At 27.7% G+C, this 23,862-nt stretch carries 22 protein-coding genes; 2 read left to right on the plus strand and 20 right to left on the minus strand.

Annotated features, from left to right (window positions below; all coding sequences use genetic code 11):
* Positions 1–7: 7 nt before the first annotated feature.
* Positions 8–2,092, minus strand: a complete 2,085-nt coding sequence (locus GIL12_RS04575) for a ribonucleoside triphosphate reductase (protein WP_163469186.1) — start codon at positions 2,090–2,092, stop codon at positions 8–10.
* Between the two features lie 241 nt (positions 2,093–2,333).
* On the opposite strand from GIL12_RS04575, the gene GIL12_RS04580 reads away from it, so the two are divergent.
* The gene (locus GIL12_RS04580) at positions 2,334–3,149 is read left to right on the plus strand and encodes a purine-nucleoside phosphorylase (protein ID WP_163469187.1); all 816 of its coding nucleotides are present in this window, start codon (positions 2,334–2,336) and stop codon (positions 3,147–3,149) included.
* 227 nt (positions 3,150–3,376) lie between these two features.
* On the opposite strand, the gene GIL12_RS04585 is transcribed toward GIL12_RS04580, so the two are convergent.
* From GIL12_RS04585 to GIL12_RS04625, 9 genes are all read right to left on the minus strand, one after another.
* Complete coding sequence (locus GIL12_RS04585; protein WP_163469188.1) at positions 3,377–3,601, minus strand: hypothetical protein; 225 nt, start codon at positions 3,599–3,601, stop codon at positions 3,377–3,379.
* A gap of 243 nt (positions 3,602–3,844) precedes the next feature.
* Complete coding sequence (locus GIL12_RS04590; RefSeq protein ID WP_163469189.1) at positions 3,845–5,866, minus strand: cation:proton antiporter; 2,022 nt, start codon at positions 5,864–5,866, stop codon at positions 3,845–3,847.
* Positions 5,867–5,959: 93 nt separating this feature from the next.
* The gene (locus GIL12_RS04595) at positions 5,960–6,856 is read right to left on the minus strand and encodes a carbohydrate kinase family protein (protein WP_163469190.1); all 897 of its coding nucleotides are present in this window, start codon (positions 6,854–6,856) and stop codon (positions 5,960–5,962) included.
* Between the two features lie 17 nt (positions 6,857–6,873).
* Positions 6,874–8,241: a PTS ascorbate transporter subunit IIC gene (locus tag GIL12_RS04600; protein WP_163469191.1), complete on the minus strand. Its 1,368-nt coding sequence runs from the start codon at positions 8,239–8,241 to the stop codon at positions 6,874–6,876.
* Positions 8,242–8,256: 15 nt separating this feature from the next.
* Positions 8,257–8,532: a PTS sugar transporter subunit IIB gene (locus tag GIL12_RS04605; protein WP_163469192.1), complete on the minus strand. Its 276-nt coding sequence runs from the start codon at positions 8,530–8,532 to the stop codon at positions 8,257–8,259.
* A gap of 11 nt (positions 8,533–8,543) precedes the next feature.
* The gene (locus GIL12_RS04610) at positions 8,544–8,984 is read right to left on the minus strand and encodes a PTS sugar transporter subunit IIA (RefSeq protein WP_239056063.1); all 441 of its coding nucleotides are present in this window, start codon (positions 8,982–8,984) and stop codon (positions 8,544–8,546) included.
* Between the two features lie 85 nt (positions 8,985–9,069).
* A complete protein-coding gene (locus GIL12_RS04615) occupies positions 9,070–11,073 on the minus strand; it encodes a BglG family transcription antiterminator (protein WP_163469193.1) in 2,004 nt (667 codons plus the stop codon).
* 28 nt (positions 11,074–11,101) lie between these two features.
* Positions 11,102–11,872, minus strand: coding sequence for an ABC transporter permease (locus GIL12_RS04620; RefSeq protein WP_163469194.1), 771 nt, complete (start codon positions 11,870–11,872; stop codon positions 11,102–11,104).
* Positions 11,872–12,465, minus strand: coding sequence for an ATP-binding cassette domain-containing protein (locus tag GIL12_RS04625; protein ID WP_163469195.1), 594 nt, complete (start codon positions 12,463–12,465; stop codon positions 11,872–11,874). The genes GIL12_RS04620 and GIL12_RS04625 overlap by 1 nt, the downstream gene beginning before the upstream one ends.
* Before the next feature lie 157 nt (positions 12,466–12,622).
* On the opposite strand from GIL12_RS04625, the gene proC reads away from it, so the two are divergent.
* Positions 12,623–13,423: a pyrroline-5-carboxylate reductase gene (gene proC, locus GIL12_RS04630; protein WP_163469196.1), complete on the plus strand. Its 801-nt coding sequence runs from the start codon at positions 12,623–12,625 to the stop codon at positions 13,421–13,423.
* A 64-nt stretch (positions 13,424–13,487) separates the two neighbouring features.
* Here the strand turns inward: proC and GIL12_RS04635 are convergent, their stop codons facing one another.
* The 10 genes from GIL12_RS04635 to GIL12_RS04680 all read right to left on the minus strand — a co-directional run bounded on the left by GIL12_RS04635 (position 13,488) and on the right by GIL12_RS04680 (position 23,856).
* Positions 13,488–15,614, minus strand: a complete 2,127-nt coding sequence (locus GIL12_RS04635; RefSeq protein ID WP_163469197.1) for a GGDEF domain-containing protein — start codon at positions 15,612–15,614, stop codon at positions 13,488–13,490.
* Between the two features lie 29 nt (positions 15,615–15,643).
* Positions 15,644–16,408, minus strand: coding sequence for an RNA-binding protein (locus GIL12_RS04640; protein ID WP_163469198.1), 765 nt, complete (start codon positions 16,406–16,408; stop codon positions 15,644–15,646).
* Positions 16,401–16,850, minus strand: a complete 450-nt coding sequence (locus tag GIL12_RS04645) for a threonine/serine exporter family protein (protein WP_163469199.1) — start codon at positions 16,848–16,850, stop codon at positions 16,401–16,403. The genes GIL12_RS04640 and GIL12_RS04645 overlap by 8 nt, the downstream gene beginning before the upstream one ends.
* A gap of 8 nt (positions 16,851–16,858) precedes the next feature.
* The gene (locus GIL12_RS04650) at positions 16,859–17,617 is read right to left on the minus strand and encodes a threonine/serine exporter ThrE family protein (protein WP_163469200.1); all 759 of its coding nucleotides are present in this window, start codon (positions 17,615–17,617) and stop codon (positions 16,859–16,861) included.
* A gap of 58 nt (positions 17,618–17,675) precedes the next feature.
* Entirely contained in the window at positions 17,676–18,278 is a 603-nt protein-coding gene (locus GIL12_RS04655) for a hypothetical protein (RefSeq protein WP_163469201.1), read from the minus strand.
* Between the two features lie 11 nt (positions 18,279–18,289).
* A complete protein-coding gene (locus GIL12_RS04660) occupies positions 18,290–18,958 on the minus strand; it encodes a YoaK family protein (protein WP_163469202.1) in 669 nt (222 codons plus the stop codon).
* A 126-nt stretch (positions 18,959–19,084) separates the two neighbouring features.
* On the minus strand, positions 19,085–20,011 hold the full coding sequence (locus tag GIL12_RS04665) for a TAXI family TRAP transporter solute-binding subunit (RefSeq protein WP_163469203.1): 927 nt from the start codon (positions 20,009–20,011) through the stop codon (positions 19,085–19,087).
* Positions 20,011–21,987 (minus strand): TRAP transporter permease, encoded by a 1,977-nt coding sequence (locus GIL12_RS04670; protein ID WP_163469204.1) that lies wholly within the window; start codon positions 21,985–21,987, stop codon positions 20,011–20,013. Before GIL12_RS04670 ends, GIL12_RS04665 begins: the two co-directional genes overlap by 1 nt.
* A 5-nt stretch (positions 21,988–21,992) precedes the next feature.
* Positions 21,993–22,478: a DUF1850 domain-containing protein gene (locus tag GIL12_RS04675; protein ID WP_163469205.1), complete on the minus strand. Its 486-nt coding sequence runs from the start codon at positions 22,476–22,478 to the stop codon at positions 21,993–21,995.
* Positions 22,479–22,659: 181 nt separating this feature from the next.
* The gene (locus GIL12_RS04680; protein ID WP_163469206.1) at positions 22,660–23,856 is read right to left on the minus strand and encodes a pyridoxal phosphate-dependent aminotransferase; all 1,197 of its coding nucleotides are present in this window, start codon (positions 23,854–23,856) and stop codon (positions 22,660–22,662) included.
* Positions 23,857–23,862 lie beyond the last annotated feature (6 nt).

Below are 23,862 nucleotides of genomic sequence, written 5' to 3' on the forward strand. Positions count from 1 at the left end.
CCTCTCTTTAATTTTTTATCACATATTTTACTCTCTCTGAGTATTCTTGTGTTTTACCCTTATTAAAATTCTTAACTGGACGAAGATAACCTACAACCCTTGTCCACACTTCAGTTTCTTTTCCACACTGTGGACATATTTCAACTTCCCCTGTTATATATCCATGTTCTGGACAAATTGAAAATGTGGGAGTTAAAGATAAATATGGTAATTTATAATTTGTAAAAGATTTTTTCAATAAAGTTTTAGCTATTTCTATATCTTTAATTTGTTCACCTAAATATAGATGTAAAACTGTTCCCCCTGTATATTTACATTGTAATTCATCTTGCAAATCTAAAGTTTCAAATATATCGTCAGTGTAACCTACAGGAAGTTGAGAAGAGTTTGTATAATAAAAAACTTCATCCCCTGCAGTAATTATATCCCTATATCTTTTTTTATCCTTAGCAGCTAAATTATAGCTTGTTCCCTCAGCTGGAGTTGCCTCTAAATTATACACATGTCCTGTTTCTTCTTGGTATTTAGCTATTACTTCTCTCATGTAATCTAAAATTTCCAAAGAAAATTCCTGTCCCTCTTTACTTGTAATATCTTTATTTTCTCCTAGGAAATTTAAACATGCTTCATTCATTCCTATAAGACCTATTGTATTAAAATGATTGAACCAATATTCCCCAGTTCTTTCATGTACTTCCTTTAAATAATTTTCTGAATAAGGATACATTCCATGAACAGTTTGTTTTTCAACAGTTTTACGTTTAATTTCAAGACTTTCCTTTGCTATATCCATGAATTTTTTCAATCTATCTTTGAATTCTTCCACTGTAGAGGATAAATATCCAATTCTAGGAAGGTTTATAGTTACAACTCCTATTGATCCTGTTAAAGGATTTGAACCAAATAATCCTCCACCTCTTTTACGAAGTTCCTTTGTGTCTAGTCTTAAACGACAACACATTGAAAGGGCATCCTCTGGAGATAAATCTGAATTTACATAATTTGAAAAATAAGGAATTCCATACTTACAAGCTATTTCCATAACTTTATCAGTAACCTTACTGTTCCAATCAAAATCCTTTGTTATATTTATAGTTGGAATTGGAAAAGTAAATACTCTTCCCTTTCTGTCTCCCTCTTCCATTACTTCACAAAAAGCTTGATTTAATATATCCATTTCCCCTTGAAATTCTCCATATGTTTCTTTCATTAATTTTCCACCAATAATAACTGGTTGATCCTTTAATGTTGATGGAGCCTTTAAATCAAATGTTAAATTTGAAAATGGACATTGAAATCCAACTCTTGTAGGTACATTTAAATTAAATATAAACTCTTGTAGAGCTTGCTTAACTCCCTTATAATCAAGTTTGTCATATCTTATAAATGGAGCACAGTAAGTGTCAAAACTACTCCACGCTTGAGCTCCTGCAGTTTCCCCTTGAGTTGTAAAAGTTGAATTAACAATCTGTCCTAGAAAACTACGAAAATGTTTAGCTGGGCTTGATTCAATCTTTCCTTCCACTCCTCCAAAACCTTGTACAAGAAGTTGTCTTAAATCCCAACCTGCACAATAGGGACCAAAGAATCCTAAATCATGTAAATGTAAGTCCCCTGATAAATGAGCATCTCTAACTTCTTTAGGATAAATTTCATGTAACCAATATCTTTTGGTAAAATTTTCTCTAATATAATTATTCATTCCATTTATTGACTTTTGAGTGTTGGCATTTTCTTTTATCCTCCAATCTCCGTCATCTAAATATTTTGAAAACAAATCTATTGTTGCACCTACTAAAGCGTTCTTTTCCCTTGCACTACGACGTTTTTCTCTATATAAAATATAGGCCTTGGCTGTTTTTGCATGCCCTGCTTCTATTAAAACTTTTTCCACTGTATCTTGAACATATTCCACATCAACTGTGTTTTTATATTTTTCAAAAAGCATATTTGTTACATCTGAAGACAATTTTTCAGATTTCTCCCAGTCGTTTCCACCAACTGCAGTTGCTGCTTTAAATATTGCTCTTGTTATTTTATCACTACAAAATGAAACTAAATCCCCATTACGTTTCCTTATTGTTTGAATCATACTCCTCGTCTCCTTTTAAATAAATGTAATTATTTGCCTCGCAAGAAAATTATACTATATATTGTGCTACCTTTCAACTTAAATACTATATATTGTGTAGGCAACCTTCTCAATTCCTTCTATTTCAATGCTTTCTTAAATCATTCTTTTTTTATATGATAATTTCCATTGACAGGGTTGACTTTATCTAGAGAACCCACTATTATATTAATAGAACTATTTATTCAAAAAGGAGAACTCTATGTATGAAAAAATATTAGAAAGTATAAAATTTATAAAATCTAAAACTAATTATGAGCCCAAAGTTGGAATTATTCTTGGAAGTGGACTTGGAAGCTTAGCAAATGAAATTACAGATTATATTGAAATAGATTACAAGGATATTCCTAATTTCCCTATTTCAACTGTTAAAGGTCACGATGGGAAACTAATTTTTGGAAAAATTGGAGATACTGAAGTTATGGCTATGAAAGGAAGAATTCATTTTTATGAGGGATATCCTATGAAAGAAGTTACTTATCCAATTTATGTTATGAGAATGTTTGGAATAGAAAAATTAATTTTAAGTAATGCTGCAGGGGGGATAAATACAAGTTTTCAAGATGGAACTTTAATGATAATTAAAGATCATATTAATTTTTTTGGAACTAACCCTTTAATTGGAAAAAATGACGATAGATTTGGAAGTAGATTTCCAGATATGACTGAAATTTATTCAAAGAATTTTATTAACATTGCTAAAGAAAAAGCTAAAAACTTAAATATTAAATACAGTGAAGGGGTTTACCTTGGAACTACTGGACCATCATATGAAACTGCTAGTGAAATTAAAGCTTTCTCATTAATGGGAGGAGATGCTGTTGGAATGTCCACTGTACCTGAAGCTATTGTTGCTAAATATTTAGGCATGGAAATTTTAGGAATCTCTTGTATTACAAATATGGCAACTGGTATTGCAACTAAGCCTCATTCTCATCAATCTGTTATGGAAATTGCTAAAAAGGTTGAAAAAGATTTTTGTATATGGATAAAAACAATTGTTGAAGATTTAGATTAATTATAATAAAATCTCTTTGTCAACTATATGGGGATTAAGAAATTCTTAGCATAAGTAAATTACTTAAATTATCACAATACTTTCCTCCTATTAGATATCCTTAATACACTACGAAAAAAGATGATTCCTATATATATAGGAATCATCTTTTTAAGGATTAAATTATTAATCCATTCTATTTTATACATTGAACGGAGTATAATATATAATTTTCCATCACAAAGTTTTTAGAATGATGCATCTTTTATCTCTGATGCTTTCTTTGAAGTTGCATCCTTTATCTCTGATGCTTTCTCTAAAGTTGCATCTTTTATCTCTGATGCTTTCTCTTGAGTTTTAGGAGACTCTTCTCTAATAACTTCTTGTGAAGTTGCAGGAGGATTTTCTTCTTTAGTTTTATTATTACATGCTACCATTGAAAGAACAGCTAATACTATCAATATTTTTTTCATCTAAACATCTCCTTAATTATTTTTTTGTCTATTATAGGATTGTAACTCTGTAAATAAAAAAAATTAATTTTTTTTAATCTTTATTCTCTTATACTTACTCAGACATCAATTAAGTAGAAAAAGTTTAATTTTTTAGCTCTTTGACAACTGTGTAGGAATCAAAAAATTCTTAGCATAAGTAAATTACTTAAATTATCAAATTTTCTGATCCCATAAAATTGTTTTTTAATTGCTTTAATTTTGTTAAATTTTAAAGTCACAGTAAGAGTTATTACCATCACTACAAGATAAATATATTCCAACAAAATTACTTTCTAAATCCTCTATTAAGCTTTTAGCAGATTTATCTTGGGAATTACACCATATACTTTCCCCTTCTCTTCCTAGGAAGAAAATGATTAAGTCTCCAGATTTAATTAAATTTTCAACAAATTCATCTAGAATTTCCCATTTATTAACAGTTAAGAAAGTATAATCCTTACTATTTTTAATAACCTTATCTAAATTTTCCTTAGTTTCATCCTTACAAATAAAAACAATTTTAGTATTTAATTCTCTTAAATTTTTCAAAGTGCTTTCAAGTATCTTTAAAAATCCAATATGTTTAGTTATTAATTTAGGTATTAAAATATATGTTTTAGAGGCTATCCCTAACTTATGTTCTAGCTTTAAGATATATATAAGGGATGTACTTTCCCTAGTATACTTATCTATCACATCTCCAAATACTACATTTTCCTCAGGATGTTTTCTGTCCCAAGTAAACATCACTTTTGAAATTCTGTTTTCTTTAACTGTTTCTACTATTCCATTGGAAATATCTCTTTTTATTCTTATTAAAGGAATTATTTCTCTTTTTAATTCCTTACCCCTTTTCACAACTTTTTCTAATAATTTTTCACTTTCTATAATTTCTTCATTACTATCATTTTCTTTTAATACTATTTTTAGAAAATATATTGGATCATTCTTTTTTAAGTTTTGAAATAGAAAACTAAACTCCATTAAATTTTCCAAATTTATATCCCTATTAACTGGAACTAAAATTCTATGGGAAGAAATTCTCCCCTCCTCTTTATCCTCTGAAAAGGCCATTTTTCTAGCTGAATACTCAGTGAAAAAAGTTCCCACAAAACAAGTGATCATTATCATTGTTATTGTTCCTGCTAAAATATATTTATTTAAAATTCCAATATTATATCCAACTGTAACTGCTGCTAAAGTTGCTGCTGCTTGGTTTACAGTCATGGAAAAAATTAAAATATTTTCTATGCTCTTTAATTTTATAATTTTCCCAAAAATAAAAGCTGCAATAAGTTTAGATAAAACCCCTATAACAATCATAAATATTGCTACTTTCATAGTTTCCCTATTTTTTATAAACTGGCTTACATCTATTAACATCCCAACTGAAATTAGAAAAAATGGTATAAATAAAGTTTCCCCTATAAACTTTACCCTGGCCATTAGAATACTTCTTTCTGGGATAAGACTATTTAGCACTAGTCCTGATAAAAATGCTCCTATTATAGGTTCTAATCCTATCATATGAGAAATTTGAGCTAGTATAAAGGTAATTGTTATTATAAAAACATATTCTTCACTTCCATTTCCCTTAGCGTACTTAATAAAAAAATATTTTGCTATTTTAGGTATATACTTTGCTGAAAATATAACATATATTGTTGTTAAACCTATGAATTTCCCCCAAAATAAAAATGTTGAATTTCCTTGATACACTGCAATTACAATTACTAAAACCACTAGGGCTAAAATATCAGTTATAATTGTTCCTCCAATTGCTGCAGTTACACCTTTTCTTTTATTTAATCCAAACCTACTAACAATTGGATAGGTTATCAATGTATGGGAAGAAAATAAACTAGCTAACAAAAGAGAGCTTAGTGCACTCATTTTCAATATATATACTCCCCCTAAAAATCCTAAAAACATAGGAATAGCAAATGTTAATAGACCAAAAATCAAACTATAGGATTTATTTTTATTTACCTCATGTAAATTTATTTCCAGCCCTGCTTCAAACATTATGTACAGGAGACCTATTGCCCCTAAAAGTTCTATTTTTAAAGTTCTAGAAACTATATCTAGTCCATATGGTCCAACTACCATTCCACCTATTAACAAGTAAATTATTGACGGGATTTTAGTTTTAATTGCTAATATTGGAGCAACTAAAACAATTCCCATGAAAATAGTAAACATTAAAATAGGATCAACTGTATGCAAATTAATAATATTAAACATTCTCTACCCCCTTTATTAAGTATATAATATTATTATATCACTTTAATTTTAATCCTGTTATTTTTTCTAAAAAAAAAAGAGCATAGCTCTTTTTTATTTTTCTTTTAATTTTTTATAAACTTCTTCTAAGTGTGGAATTGAATTTCTTCCACCTAATTTTTCAACTGAAAGAGCTGAACATGCTGATGCAAATCTAATGTTTTCATCTATGGAAAACCCATTGCTAAGTCCATAGACAAAGGCTCCATGGAATATGTCCCCAGCACCTGTTGTATCAATTGCAGAAGCTTTAAAAGCTTCATATTTAATTATCTTGTCTTCTTTTTTCATAATAGCTCCCCTTTCACCAAGGGTAACTATTATTGTGTTTTTATTTAATTCTTTTAATTTTTCCAAAACATAATCAAAATCTTTTTCTTCTATCTTATTTATCTTACAGTATTCCATTGCAAAATCTTCAGAACAAATGAAATAATCAACTAGTTTTCCCAATACTAAAGTACCTTCTTTATAACTTCCTGCATCTAAAACAGAAATAGCTGATGGAAACAATTTATTTACAGTAAGGGCTATTTGTAATTCATGACCATCATAAAGAATTATTTTAGGAGAAGTTTTATAATTAACCTTTAAATCAAAAATTTCCTTTTCTTCCCTATAGTTTATAATAGTTCTTGACCCTGTACTTCCATTTGCAATTATTAAACTGCAAGGGGTTATATACTTTTTATCCATTACTATATTTTTAGTATCAACCCCTACATTTTTTAAATCCTTTATAATTTCATTTCCATAAGAATCATCACCTAGAACAGTTATATAGGATACTTTTTCTCCATATTTTCCAAGTAAATATGCTGCATTTCCTGCAGGTCCCCCACTAACCATAGTTCTTTCCTCTGCTTGATATTTTTTATTTTCCACTGGAAATTTCTTCAATAAATAAGTAATATCAAAAGCTGAATGTCCAACACAAAGTATTTTATTCATAGATATCTTCCTTCTTTTTAATATTCGTCCTTAGCATTTATAACATGTGTCTTTGTTTTTATAAAGTTTGGTACAATTAAAACAATTAAGAATACTGCAATTATTGAAATAATACCTGTATTACCAAATTTATTAATTAAGTTTCCTATGATGATTCCTATTACTCCAAAATCAAAATCTCCAAATGTTGTATTTTGGAATCCTAAATTTCCTAGTACTGGTAACAATAATGCTGGTAAAAATGATAAGAATAATCCATTAACAAATGCTCCAACAACTGCTCCCCTTTTACCTCCTGTTGCATTACCATAAATACCTGCTGTAGCTCCACAGAAGAAATGTGGTACAAGACCTGGAATAATTAATACTGCTCCTATTCCACCTAAAATAAACATTCCTATAATACCTCCAATAAATGAAGATATGAATCCTATTAATACTGCATTTGGTGCGTATGTGAAAAATACTGCACAGTCAACTGCTGGTATTGCTTTAGGAATAATTCTTTGGGATACACCTTGAAATGCTGGAATAAGTTCTGATAATATCATTCTTACACCGTTATAAACTATTGTTACCCCAACTGCAAAACTTAAAGCTGCAGTTAATGAATAAACAATATAGTTTGTTCCCCCTGATAATTGTGAAACATATTTAGGTCCTGCAACTATAGCAGCAATTAAATAAAATACAATCATTGTAATAGCTGTTGAAATTGTAGAATCTCTTAAGAAATTATATTTTTCTGGAATTTCAATATGTTCAGTACTTTTTTCTTTATTTCCTATTTTACTTCCAATCCAAGCTGAAATATAATAACCTAATGATCCAAAATGTCCCATGGCTATACCATCATCATCTGTAACTAAATCAGTATATTTTTGACCAATTGCAGGGGATATTGCTGACCATGCTCCTAGTAAAAATCCACCAGCCAATACTAAACTTCCACCTTTTAATCCTGAAGTTGATAATACTGCTGACAACATACATGCCATAAAAAAGCTGTGATGTCCTGTTAAAAATATATATTTATATTTTGTAAATCTTGCAATTAAAACATTTATTATTAATCCTGCCAAAAGTATAAACATTGTTTCTTTTCCTAAAATATCTTGAGCAATGGAAGTTATTGCTTCATTATTTGGAACTACCCCTGTTATGTTAAATCCATGTTCAATCATTTTTCCAAGGGGATCAAGATTTTTTACTATAACCCCAGCACCAGCACCTAACATAATATAACCAATTATAGGTTTTAATGTTCCTGTAATAAGTTTATTAAAAGGTTTTTTCAAGGCAACTAAACCTATTAATGATATTATTCCCAATAAAAATGCTGGACTTGTTAAAATATCATTTCCAATAATTCTAAGTAAATTCATAATTTCCCTCCTATTTTATTTTACTAATTCTTTAATTTTGTCTAATACATCTTCTTTTATTTTTCTTTTATTAGTATAACTTCTTATTTCAGCTACATTATAATTCTTTAATTGTTCTGCTAGTTGTTTTATTGTAACTATTAGATCCACTTGTTTTCCTGCAACTGAATTAAAATCAGATGAAGTTACATCTGCTTCAATTCCCTCTTCTTTGCAAATTTCTTCAATTTTCATTGCACACATAAGACTACTTCCAATTCCATTTCCACATACAGTAACTATTTTTATCATTTATCTCTCCTTTATTTAAGTAATTTTTTTGTTTCTTCAATAGATTTAGCTAAAATTAATTTTTCAATACGTTCCTCATCATCAATTATATCCATTAAACCTTTTAATATATCAATGTGAGAATTATTGTCCTTTGCTGCTAACATAAATATTAAGTAAACCTTTTCATCTTCCCCTTCAAATAAAACTCCTTCATTTACCTTAAGTAAAGAGATGCATGTTTTATTTACTCCATCTTCTGGTCTTGCATGGGGCATGGCTATTTTAGGTTCTATGATAATATAATTTCCCATTTTTTCAATTTTACTAAAAATTGCTTCCACATAGGAATTTTCTATATCCCCCCTTTCCAATAGCGGTTTGGCTACTTCTTTTATTGTTTCTTTCCAGTCTTTTACCTGGTCAACAATAACTATCTTTCCTTCTAGCTCTTTTTCTAACATTGTATCCATCTCCTATCCTCTTATTCTAAATATATTATAGCTTCTTTTGAACTTTCCTAAAAGATAGTATTTTTTTCAAAAAAAAAAGAGGATATTAATCCCCTTTAAAATATTCTAAAATCTTTTTAGAATTATTTGTATTTTTTATTTTATTTTTCAAGTCCCTCTCTTCAAATTCAGTTATAATTTTATTTAAAATATTCAAATGTTCCTTTTTATCCTTGGAACAAAAAGCAATTACAAAATTTATTTTTTTATTATTTAAAAATTCTATTTCATTGTCATATCTCACAAGGGCAAAACCTGTTTTATTAACATTTCCTGTACTTTGAGCATGGGGGAAAAGTACCCCTGGTACAAGCATTATATAGTCTCCATATTCTTCCACAACTTCTATCATCCCTTGTATATAATCTTTTTTTATACAATTTGAATCTAGTAAAATATTTCCCGCTTCCCTTATTGCATCCTTCCAGTTTTTAGCATTTCCTGAAACTTTAATCATATTTTCATTAATAAAGTCTAATTTTGTAAGTTTTTTTTGAAAAATATCATCTATCAATTTATTATCTAAGAAAGCCCTTAAACTTTCAATAAGTTTCTCATTTATTTCTATATCACTATTTTCCTCTAAAACCCCTAGAAGTTCTGAAAACACAATTTTCTTATTGTCCTTTTGAACAGGAAATTCATCTAGTTTTTTCATATCCTCCTTAGTTAAAATAGAATTAACCTTAAGTATTTTTTTATCCCCTGTGTAATTATCTATGGAAACTGTTGTAAGTATTAAATCCACTTCTTCCTTTTCTATCTTTTTTTCAAATAAATATCTAGGGATGGTGTCTACTATTTTAATTCTATACCTATCTTTTAATTGCTGAGCTAATAATTTTGAGCTTCCATATCCTGAGGCACAAACTAATAGAACTTTTAATTTTTCTCTTTTTTTCTTTATATTTCTATCCATAGCTAACTTAAAATGAACTGTTAAAAAGGCTATTTCATCATCTGTAAATTTTTCATCTATGAATTTTTCCAAATTTCCAACTGATTCTTTTACATTTTCAAATAATTTAGGATAACTTTCTATTACCTCTTTATATATTGAATTATCTAAAATTATTTTATTTTTTATTCTATATATTGTTGGTTTTATATGATTAACTAATTCTAAAAATAATGTTTCATCCCTTGAAATATCCACATCAAGTTTTTCATTAACTAAATTAATTAATCTTCTTACTGTTATTTCTATTTCAACCCAGTTTTCATAATAGGAATAATTAATATTGTATGTATGGCTCCCTAAAAAATAATCTGTAATCTTTAGGTATTCTTCCTTTAAAACCTCTATTTCATAATAGCCTTCAATTAAAGCCTTTGATTTTTTAATACATTTATATTCAAAGGTATCTTCTAAAAATTTACTGTTTTTTATGTTTTTAATTTCCCATTTGTTTTTATTAAAGTAAATCATTAATTTTATATATTTTAATATTATAATGTAAGCTTCATCAGAAATTATCCTATCCATTAATTTTTGACAGTAATTTATAAAAATTTTTATTCCCTTTACATCAATATCTCCTATGTATTTTTCAATAACATCCCTTAGAAATTTACTTTCTAGTTTCTCTGAAAAAACCAATGTTTTCAGGGCTAACTGTCTTATTTGTTCCTCTTCCCCTATTATTTCAAGGCCTTTTTTAGGAAGTAACTCTAACTTTAAATTATAGTCTATTAATTTTTTTCTTATTTCCCTTAGATGAACTTTTATAGTGCTTTTACTTAAATCAAGTTCATTTGCAATATCCCTTTGATTAATATATCTTTCAAAGGATATTTTTAGCATTATATAAAGTTCCCTTTCTTCATAGGATGGAATGTATTTTTCCACTGTTTTTAAAAAATTCTCAAGGGCATTGTAGTCACTAACCACACATTCTCCCTTTAATATTTCCAATATATTGTTTTTTTCTATTTCATATCTAATACTTCTTTCACTAAGGGAGAAATATTTGGATAAATATTTCAATGAAATTGGCTCTTTTTTTTCTAGTAGTAAATTTATTATTTGTATGGATCTACTTCTTATCATTTGTCCTACCTTTAAATTGTTATTATCTTTATTTTAACATATTTTCCCTTGGTAGCATATAATCATCAAAGAAAAACCTAGAAGCTAGTATTAATATGAAAAAAGCATTGTACATCTGTGCCCCAAATATAAGTATCATAACTGCAATTTGATATTTTATAGCTATCATAGGTAGATTCCCTGCTAAAATTTGACCTGTCATCATTCCTGGAAGTTTAACTATTCCAAGTGTTGCCATTGTAGCTATTGCTGGCCTTAAACTTAAATTTATACTCTCTGCCATATATGGTTTCAAAGCTTCTAATTTACTAGCTCCTAAACTCAAAGTATATAAATACTCTTTCTTTCTATTTTTGAAAATAGATAAAAATGAAGTCATGGATATTATTGATGTATTTAAGCAATTACCAAGAACCATTCCAGATATGGGAATTAAATATTTTGCTTCAAAAAATCCAACTTTCAATATAATTATATTAAAAAATAATGAAAATCCAAATATTAAAAAAAACATTGGGAAAAAAATAACTAAAAAAGCTTTCATTTTCACTTTAATGGATTTTATTGTTGTAAATGTTGCTGCAATTATCATAATGCATAAATATATTCCGTTTACAAATGGATTATTATAAATAAAAATATACTGCAAGTATAACCCCACTAAACTAAGTTGAATGAACATTCTTAAAATTGAAATTGTTGAGGATTTTAAAATTCCCAACTTAAAATATTTTTCTAAAAATATTCCTGGAAGTAGTAAAATTAATGTTAAAAATAGAGAGTAATAAGAAATATCCATTACCACTTCACCTCCTTAAAATCCCAAATATCATCGTGGGAAATAATTAAAACTGTTGCATTGCTATTTAAAATATAGTCTTTCACCTTTAGTTTCATTTCCATATCCAAAGAGGCTGTAACCTCATCTAAAAGCCATATTTCACGATTTAATCCCATACAAATAGCAAAGCCCAATCTTTGTCTTTCCCCTCCAGAAAGCTCCCTTACATTTTTGTAGAGAGCATCTAAAATATTAAAATCTTCCAAATATTTTAGTATCTCATCATAATAAACTTTATTTTTATTTAAATTATAGTTAATAATTTCTATTATTAACTCTTTCACATTTTTATTTTGAAAATCAATATCTTGGCTTACATAGGAAATTTTTTTTCTAATATCTAAAATAGTGTACTTATTTAATTTACATCTATCAATATATATTTCCCCTTGAGCCTTTTGAAAACCTAATAAAATATTAAACAAGGTAGTCTTCCCTTTACCAGATACAGCATTTAAAACTATCTTCTCCCCTGCTTTAATTTCCAAATTAAAATTTTTAAATATTTCTTTTCCTCCCAGTTGACAATTTAATCCCTTTATCCTAATCATAAATATTGCTCCTTGTAATATAAATTTGTCCATATTATTTTACCCTAAGAGATTTTAAAAGTCAAAATATACTATTAATTCTTTTTCTCCTTTCATTGACTAAACAAATAATATTTGGTATGATTAAGAAAATATTATTTAAAAAGAGGTCTTAATTATGAGTAGAAAAATAGGATTTATAGGTACAGGAAATATGGGGCAAGCAATGATTAAAGGAATCATTTCTTCTAAAATAGTTTCTAGTGAAAATATTTTGGTTTCAGACAAGGATACTGCTAAATTACAAGATGTTTCTAATAAATTTAACATAAAAGGTGAAACTTCCAATGTGGACCTTGCTAAAAATGTTGATATTTTAATACTTTCTGTTAAACCAAATATTTATAAAATATTAATTGATGAAATTAAAGATGTTATAAAAGAAGAAACTATTATTATAACCCTTGCTCCTAATCTTTCCCTTGAAGATTTAGGAAAAATGTTTAATAAAGAGCTTAAAATAGTTAGATCAATGCCAAATACTCCTGCCTTTGTTGGAGAAGGAATGAGTGCTATAGTTCCTAATTCAAATATAACAAAGGAAGATTTGGACTATGTTTTTGAAATTTTTAATAGCTTTGGAAAGGTTGAAGTAGTTAATGAAAATATTATGAGTACTGTTGTTGCCACAAGTGGTTCTTCACCTGCTTATGTTTTCATATTAATTGAAGCTATGGCTGACGCTGCTGTGGCTGGGGGAATGAGTAGAGATTCTGCCTATAAATTTGCAGCTCAATCTGTATTAGGTAGTGCTAAAATGGTTCTTGAAACTAACCTACATCCAGGAATATTAAAGGATATGGTGTGCTCTCCAGGGGGAACTACCATTGACGCTGTTAAAGAACTTGAAAAATGTGGATTTAGAAACTCAATAATTCAAGCTATGGAAGTTTGTAAAAACAAAGCTAAAAATATGTAAAAAATTTCTATAAATTAAAAGGGTGATTTCAATGTATTTGAAATCACCCTTTTCTATTTTTTATTTAAGCATCCTTTCCATTGTAAACTGTATATTTATTTTTTCCCTCTGATTTTGCTTTGTATAAAGCGTCATCTGCTTCCTTATACATTCTTTCAAAAGTTTTTTTCTCCTCTTTAATAAAAGTAATACCAAAGGAACATTTAACTATCATTTTATTTTTTTCATCTTTTTCTTCCATCATACAGTTGTTAATATCAACAATTAATCTTTCAATTTTAGAATTCACATAATTTTCTCTATCAAGATTATATATGAATACAGCAAATTCATCTCCTCCCATTCTTCCTAAAATATCTGAATTTTTGAAGGATTTTTTCAATAAACTTGTCACTTTAATTATAACTTTGTCACCTATAAAATGTCCATAGGTATCGTTTATAGATTTAAAGGAATCTATATCCACCATTATAAAAGCTGACATTTCATATGGATTTCTAGTATCTAACAATTTAGTTACTACCTTTTCAAAGGTTTCTCTATTGTATAATTTCGTCATTGAATCTTTTTTAGATAAAGCTGTAACTTTTTTTATTAATTTATCTTTCCTGTTTATTCTGAAATAATAAATAAAATGTAATATACTAAATATTAAAATTATTCCAATTATAAAAGATTCAATTGAATTTAAATAAATCCAATTTAATATGTGACTATTTTTAGGCTTATAATCTAAATTATCAGAAACAATTTGAATAATGTCTTTTTCCTTTATGGAAGAAATTGTCTTATTAATTACCGAATTAAATATAGGAGAACTTTCATTTAAAACAAAGGAAGACATATTTTCAAAAGAAATATATTCTTTAAATAGCTTATTATATTTATAGTTATTAAAATAAAAATTTCCAACTAAATGATCACAGAAGGTTATGTCACATTCCTCTGAGTAAACTGCTTCTAAACACTCTTCTATACTGTCATAATAACATATACTAGATGGTCTAAAATTTTTCTTCACATAGGAATTTGTAAAATTACTATTCTTAACAACTGCAACCTTTAACTTATCCTTAGAATAAATTGGTTTATTACTATTTCTTATTTTATAATATTTTCTTTCTAGATATTCAGATGTTAAATTTAAATCATTTTTTTCTGCCCAATTCATGTCAAAGTAATTTCCGCAGATTACAACATTTTCCCCTAATTTTTTAATTTCTTGAGCATTTAAATAATTATCCACAACTTTATAATCAAGTTCAACATTTAATTTATCACAAATTAATTTAGCTAAATCATAATCTATTCCCCTATTTTTTCCATTTTTTTTATAGGCAAAATACCCTCTTCCACTTGGAGATATAAATGTTATTTTAGTTAAATTTTTTAATTTATCCCTTTCTTCTTGATTAAAAAACAATGACATTTTATTATTTCTTTTAGATGTAGTATACTTATATTTTTTGATAACATCCTTATTATACTTTTTCATTGTTTTAATAGATTCATTAATGTCATTTAATAACTTTTCATCTCCCTTTTTAACAGCAATATATGTAAATTGTGGATCAAAATAATCTACTATTTTAATATTTCTTCCTTTCATAGAAGCAATTGAAGATGTATATGACAGGGCCATATCTATTTTTTCCATATAAAAATTTTCCCACAATTCTTTATATGTATCATAATAAATTATCTGATTTTTATAGTTATTTAATTTTGATATTCTTGCGTATTCCTCACCTAAAAATTCCCCTTTAATAGCACCTACTTTTTTAGAACTTGTAAAATTGTACTTGGATAAATTTAATTTATTATCTGAGCATACAACCATAACTCCTTCTAACATTCCTATACTATATTTTGAAAATTTAAATTTTTTTTCCCTTTCTTTAGTTTTTATCATCCCAGCTATTATGTCTATTTTCCCTTTGGATAAATTATCTTCACATTCATTCCATGTTCCATGGATGTAATTATATTTAAAATTTGAATATTTCTTTATTTGCTGAATATAGTAATAGTTATATCCTGATTTATTACCATAATAATCCTCTTCCATTTCATTTTCTATATTATAAAATCCAACCTTTACTTCTTTATACTTATTTGCAAAAGAACAATTGAATAGTATAAACATGTGTATTAAAGCTATTAATACTAATTTAGTGTATCTTTTAGTCATATTTTCTCCCTATTTTATACCTCAAACTTTTAAATATATTTATTTAAACTTATTCTTTTTTTCCCTTTTTTAGTTATAGTAATCTCATTTCCTAGTTTAAATTTTCCAAATTTTCTTATTGAGATAATATCCCCCTCTTTAATTTCAAAGGACTTTTCCTTGTTTATTACATAATTTAACATTATATTCCCTTTAACTATTTCATCTGCTGCCCTTTGTCTAGAAATATTCATAGTTTCTGAAATAACTGAATCTAATCTTAGGGAAGAAACTGTAATTATTATTTTTTTGAAATTTGTCTTTGGAACTTCCTCTTCCTTTGCAAATTCTACTTTTACAGGAACATTTGAAATTTTATCTATATTCTCTATAATTTTATAATTTTCTTCAAATATAACCCCATAGGAAACATTGTTTTCCACTATTAAATCCCCTAATATCTCTCTTCTTATACCTAAACTCATTATGGTCCCTAGAAAATCTTTATGTAAAAGATTTTTAAACTTATTTTTACCATTGATTTTGAAATATACTAAATTAAAATCAGGAATTTCCCCTAAATAATTTTTTGGTATTATTAGTATGACTTTTTTTTCTGATTCCCCTGTTAGTCCCTTGGTTAAAAAAGTCATTCCATTAATATTATTTAATTTTGTCCATATTCCTGGAGGATAAAACTTAGTTGTCTGAATAGGATAATCAATGCTTTCACTAAGTTTGATGTCTTCCCAAAGTTTAACCACTTTATTTTCATCCATTTCTTTCATGGAATTTAAAAAATATTTCTTATCCATATAATCTCCAACTTTTTATAAATTTATATGATCTTATCATAGCTATTGCTGTTACCACTCCTAGAGCCATTGACCCTGCTAATAAAAATGTCTCTATTCCATTTTCAAATGAAAGTAAATAATTTTTATATATTAAATTTTGCATAGTATAGTATACTCCTCCTCCTGGTGCTAAGGGTATTAAAGCTGCTATTAATATATTATTACTTGGAGCATTTAATTTAATTGCAATTATTTCAGAATAAAGACCTATTATCACTGAAGATATAAAATATGACATTTCCTCTGAAAACCCTAAATTTTTACATGATAAATAACATAACCAACTTAAACACCCTGCTACACTTGTATGAATTAAATTTCTTCCTTGAATATTAAATAGAAGTGCAAATCCAAAGGTGACTATTCCAGCTGATATTATTTGTATTACAATTTTTAACATACAGCCTCCTAAAATTTTAATAATTTAACTGCAATTCCTGAGCCTATGGCAAGGGAACACCCAACTAATATAACCTCTGAAAGTCTTGATAAACCTGTTACTAAATCTCCAGAAAATATATCTCTAATTGAATTTATAAAGGGTACCCCTGGAACCATTATCATAAGTATTGAAATTATAGAAATTTTTATGTCATTTATAATTCCAAAATTAAAACACATAATTACAAATAATGAGGTTATAAATCCACATATTATATTTGTATAAACTAACCCTATTTTAAATTTCTTTTGAATATTACAAATACCAGCTATTATTGCTCCCCCTAAAAATCCAACAAAAAAATCATTTTTTTCCCCATTAAAAAGAACTGTGAAAAAACTAGCTCCTAAACAACTTCCAATAATATTTACTAAAAATGAATAGGATTTTTCTACCTCTATTTTTTTTAGTAAGTCTTCAATTTCATCTAAGGAATAATTATCTATATTTTTTATTAGATGATCAACCTTATTTACTTTGCTTAAATTAGTTCCTCTTCCTTGAACTCTTTCAACTAAAGAAACAATTTCCCCATCTGTATTTTTTAATGACACAATTATACAAGTTAAAATAACAAAACTTTGAGGTATATATCCATAATGATTAACTATATCACAAATTGATTTTTCCACTCGATCTGTTTCTGATCCATTTAATAGTAATATTTTTCCAGCTAAACAAGCAGTGCTTACTACTTTAGATTCAAATTTTCTATTTTTCTCCATACATTTTCTCCTCTAACAAAAAATACAATCTTAAAAAGATTGTATTTTAAAAATATTTCTAAAGTTTTTCCTTTAATTCAGCTATAATTCTTTGATTTTTCACATAATTTTTAACAAAAATCTTAGTTGTATAATATATAAATAAAGCAGTCATTACAAAACTTGTAATTGTAAATCTTAAGTTTAATTCATCAGAAACATTAAAAACTAAAATAGGATAGTCATAGGATATTTTTATAATTAGAGCATACCAAATAATTATTCCTCTACAAACTATAGTTCTTGTAACTCCTCTTAGTAATATTCCATTTAAAAATGTTCCAAGAACAAAATATATTACCACTCCACTTTTCATGCCCCCTGTAAAGAAAAACATAAGGGGAAAAATGAAAAGGTTCAATGCTAAACATAAAAAAATTGATCCTCTATATGAATTTTTAACCATAAATCCATATATACACATTGCTGTAACAAAAATGAAAATGAAAAAATTCACAACAATTCCTATTCTTAAACTTCCTCCAAATGTGGAAGATAAAAATCCTGAAAAGGAAGAAATGATTCCTAGAATACAAGTTGTATAATATAATTTCTTTTCAATTGGAAGATCATCTCCAAAATATTTTTCTTTTTCCTCTTTCATTTTATCTATTATTTTCATATTAGTCCTTTCTATTGATTCTCTAATTTATAAAACATTAGGAAAAATACTATACTTAATCCAAAACAAGCTAAAAATATTGTTTTTTCCAAATATATTTTTGTTAGTTCAAAACCAGTAACTCCTCCTAAAATAAATATTAAAATAATTCCAAAATATTTCAAACTCATTTCCACTGAAAATTTATCCTTAGTTATGAAAAAATGATATAGCAATTCACTTCCACTTCTTAAATTTCCAGTACACATAGTTGTTGCATAATTTCTTCCATGCATTTTTCTAAATGTTTCCACCTGCAGTGAACAAACAAAGGAAACAATTACATTTGCTATAACATTATAATTTCCCATTGGAATAAAAGCTACTATAGATAACATTATAATTTCAAAAAGAACTATAGATTGTCTCCAATGAAGCATTTTATTTGAATGATTAGTTCTTACAAATTCAGATATTAACACCCCTAAAACAAAGGCTAATATTGGAGCTAAGTAACTTCCAGCTTTTAGATAGTTTTTATTAGAAAGCTCCATTCCTAAAAGTACCATATTACCAGTTTGAGCATTGGCAAAAACTTGTCCCCTACTAACAAATGTGTAGGAATCTAAAAACCCTCCTACAAAAGCTAACACCATCCCCAATATATATCGTTCTGACATTTCAAAATTTTTGATTTCCATTTTTTACCTCTTAAATAATTTATATTTACATCATTAATTATACCCTAATCAATACTAAATTTCAATAAAATAAAAATACTGTAAACAATTTAGTTTACAGTATTTCCATAATAGTTAAATGAAGTTTTATTTTATTCCCATTTCATCAAAATATTTTTTTGCACCTGGATGTAATTTAATACTCATTCCATCTAATGCTGTATCCTTTGTTATATATTTTCCAACTGCATGAGCTGCTTTAATTCTATCAGTATTTTCAAACATTGTTTTTAACATGTCATAAACCATATCATCTTTAACCTTAGAGCTAACAATTAACATAGATTTTACTGTTAAAGTATTTACATCTTCTTTTTGAGTTTTGTAGCTACCTCCTGGAATTACAAAGTCTGTATAATATGAATATTTTTCTTTTAATTTTTTAGCAATATCCTTGTCTATATTTACTATTTTTACATCTCTTTGAGTTGATAAATCAACTATTGCTGATGTAGGTACTCCAGCAACTATGAAAGCTGCATCTATTTGTCTATCTCTTAAACCTGTAGCTGCTTCAGAGAAAGATAAATATTGAGGTTTAATATCTTCTTCAGATAATCCTGCTGCTTCTAAAATTTGTTTAGCATTGGCATTTACTCCACTTCCTATTGCTCCTAAAGCAACTCTTTTTCCCTTTAAATCTTTAATTGATTTTATACTAGAATCTGTAGTAATACATTGAATTGGTTCTGAGTATAAAGTTGCCATACCTCTAATATCTTTTATTTTAGTTTTAAATAACTCTATCCCATTTTCAGCATAATAAGCTACATCATTTTGAATTATAGCTACATCAATATCTCCCTTTCCTAACATTTGTGAGTTGGCAACTGAAGCTCCAGTTGACTCAGCAGTAGCATTTACTCCATCTAAATTGGCATTCCATATTTCTGCTAAGGCTCCTCCTAAAGGATAATAGGTTCCAGCTGTTCCACCTGTTCCTATATTCACATAAGTTGTCCCAAAAACTGTTAAGTTAAACGCCATTACTAAAAATAAAATAAACTTCTTCATTAAATCCCCCCTTTTAATATTTTTATATTTTGTAAATCCTTGCTTCCTTTACTTTGTAAGAAATAAATTACACCTATTATTACAATAGCTACACCATCACTTACGTACCCTGTGTTTAATGCCATTATTCCAGCTGCAACTATAAATACTCTTTCTAATATATTCATATTCTTTTTAAAATATCCTGTAAGTCCCACAGCAACACAAATCATTCCTAACACTGCTGTTATTAATTTTGGTATAATACTTATGTCAGGATTTATTAATATTAATTCTGGAGAAAGTACAAACATATATGGAATTAGGAAAGCTCCTATTGCAAGTCTTGTTGCTTGCATTCCTGTTTTCATAGGCTCTGATTTTGCAACTCCTGAAGCTGCCACTGCAGCTAAACAAACTGGAGGTGTTACATCTGCTATAATTCCAAAATAAAATACAAATAAATGAGCTGCTAGGATTGGAACCACTTGAGCTCCTGATGCATCCTTTATCATTAATATTGCTGGAGCTGCTATTGTTGAAGTTATTACATAGTTAGCTGTTGTTGGAACACCTATTCCTAGAACTAGGGAAGTTATCATTGTAAAAAATAATGTTAAAACTAAATTTCCCTTTGCAATTCCCACTAAGATTGATCCCATTTTTAATCCTAACCCTGTTTTAGTAACAACTCCTATAATAATACCAGCACAAGCACAAGCTGCTATTACTGTTAGAGCACTTTTAGCCCCTTGAACCATTCCATTTAATAAATCTTCAAATGATAATCTTGTTTCCTTTTTTATTGCTGCACAAATTATAGTTGAAACCACAGCTCCTAAAGCTGCATATATTGGTGACCATCCACTTACAAGTAAGGCTATTACCACAAATATTGGTATAATTAATTGACCTCTTTGTCTTAGTACAAATAATAATTTTGGTATTTCATCCTTTGGAATTCCCTTTAATCCTAATTTTTTTGCTTCATAATGAACTCCAATGAAAACTCCCAAATAATATAAAGCTGCTGGAACTAACGCTGCTAGTATAACCTTTGAATATGGAGATCCTGTTATTTCAGCTAATAAGAATGCTGCTGCTCCCATGATTGGTGGCATTAATTGTCCCCCTGTGGAAGCTGTTGCTTCAACTGCCCCTGCAAATTCAGGTTTATATCCTAATTTTTTCATCATTGGAATTGTAAAACTTCCTGTTCCCACAACATTTGCAACTGAACTTCCTGATAAAGTTCCCATACAAGCACTTGATATTACTGCAACCTTTGCTGGACCTCCTGGGGAATCTCCTGAAATTGAATTAGCCAGTTGAATAAAGAATTCTCCCATTCCAGTTTTTTCCAAATAAGCTCCAAATAATAAAAACATAAATATAAATGTAGAAGATACTTGAATTGGCAATCCTAATATTCCCTCTGTTGTAAAAAATAAATGTTGTACTAAACCTTCAACACTAACTCCTCTATGCCCCAAAGATCCTGGAATACTTCTTCCAATTAAAGCATATACTATAAATACTAATGAAATTATAACCATTGGAAGACCAATAACCCGTCTAGCTGCTTCTAAAACTAAGATTATTGCAATTCCTCCAACAATCATATCCACATGATTAATTAATCCCTGTCTCATTACTATATCCTTGTAAAAAACAACTATGTACATACAACAACTTGCAATTGTTATTCCAAGTAAGCAATCAAACCAATGCAGTTTTTTTCTACTCATTTTTCCATTGGATGGATATAAAAAGAATACTGCTGAAAGTCCAAAGGATAAATGAATACATCTTGCAATCATAGCATCTATTCCCCCTCTAATTGCATAGTATAACTGAAACATTGTAAAACAAAACAATAGAACTGTTATCATTTTACCTTGAACCCCTGATAAAACTCTAAATCTAGAGCCCTTATCATATTTAGCCATAAGTTCGTCAACCTTTACTTCTTCTTCTTTAATCATCTCTTCTCTCATGTGCATCACCCTTTTATTTTAATTTTTAAATTTATACTTCTAACTTGTCCTTCTAATAATTTACTAAGCATATATTTTTTATTATTTATTTTAAGATAATGCTCTGCTATAGGGGAAATAGTCATATTAATTTCTTTAAAACTTCTATTCATTTTTAATATAAATTTTCCATCCCTTACCTCTAGTTGACCTTCTTCTGGAAGAAATGGAAGTCCAACTCCATAATCTTCATATACTGTTTCCCATAAAATTATGTCTCCAGATTTATCAACCTTAAACAATTCTTCAGCTTGTGTTTTTTCTACTGAATGTTTATACCCTATTGAAAACTCATTTGTTTTTAATTTGTATTCCCATTTTTTATCACTATTTCTATCTTTAACAATTAAATAAGTCCCAGAATTATAAGTTTTATGACAAAATAAAACTGCTAAAATAAATAAAGAAAATAATAAGACACTTAAATATTCCCTTTTTCTAATTATTGACATAATATATACTCCTTTTGTATGAAATTCATTTTGTATATTTATAGGGATAATAGTATCATTTATGCTTATGAAAGTCAAGCAACAAATTAAAAAAATATATATGTTATGCAAAAAATAAAAAAACATTGTTATTTTTCAATAACAATGTTCTTTATTTAAGTATAATATTAACCTTAGTTAATTATTTTTCTAAATATTTTTTTAATCCCAAATCTAAAATTTTAATTGATTTTTCCAATTTTTCTAGTTCAATACAGTAGGAAATTCTAATTTTATTTCTACCTAATTCTTTATTTGAATAGAATCCCTCTGCTGGAGCTAGCATAATAGTTTCTCCATTTAAGTCAAAATCTGTTAATAACCAGATACAAAAATCCTCTGCATTTTCAATTGGTAAAGTTACCACAACATAGAAAGCACCCTCTGGTTTAGTCACTTGAATTCCACTTATTTTAGATATACCATTATATACTAAATCTCTTCTTTTTTCATATTCTTCTCTATTTTTTCTAAAATAATCATCTGATAATTTACTATATAGTCCCTGTGCCCCAACCATATCCAAAGTGGATACAGATAATCTAGCTTGGCACAATTTGTAAATTTCATTCATAAGTTTTTCATTTTTACTTATAACAGCACCTACTCTTGCTCCACAAGCTGAATAGATTTTAGATATTGATTCTATTAAGACTACATTTTCTTCTAATCCTTCTATTTCTCCAAAACTAATAGCTCTATTTTTTCCATAAGAAAATACTTTATATACCTCATCGCTGATAATATATAGTCCATATTCCTTGGCAATTTCTCCTATTAATTTCATCTCTTCTTCTCTGTATACTACTCCAGTTGGATTCCCTGGATTAGTTAGAACAATTCCCTTAGTCTTAGGAGTTATTTTGCATATAATATCCTCTCTTTTAGGTAAATGAAATCCTGTTTTAGGGTCTGCTGTAAAGGCATTAACTTTTATATTTAAAAGATCAAAAAAGTTATTGTAGTTGGCGTAGTAAGGTTCTGAAACTAATACTTCATCCCCTTCATCAAAAATACTTAATAATGTAAATAATATAGCTTCACTTCCACCAGTTGTTATAAGAATATCTTCATATTTATAATCAATATGAAAATGTTTTTTGTAAAATTTTATCATCTCTTCTATTAATTCTTTTCTTCCCCTTGAGTGAGCGTAGGTTAAAGTATCCTCTTTAAAATCACTGATACTTTGAAAAAATTCTTTAGGAGTCTTTAAATCAGGCTGCCCTATATTTAAGTGATAAATTGTTTTTCCTTTTTTTAGAGCTTCCTCTTCATAGGAAATTAATTTTCTTATTGGAGAAAATTCCACATTATTAATTCTATTTGATGTATCCATAAAAAC

Origin of the sequence: Fusobacterium sp. IOR10 (assembly GCF_010367435.1) — a bacterium.
GTDB lineage: Bacteria > Fusobacteriota > Fusobacteriia > Fusobacteriales > Fusobacteriaceae > Fusobacterium_B.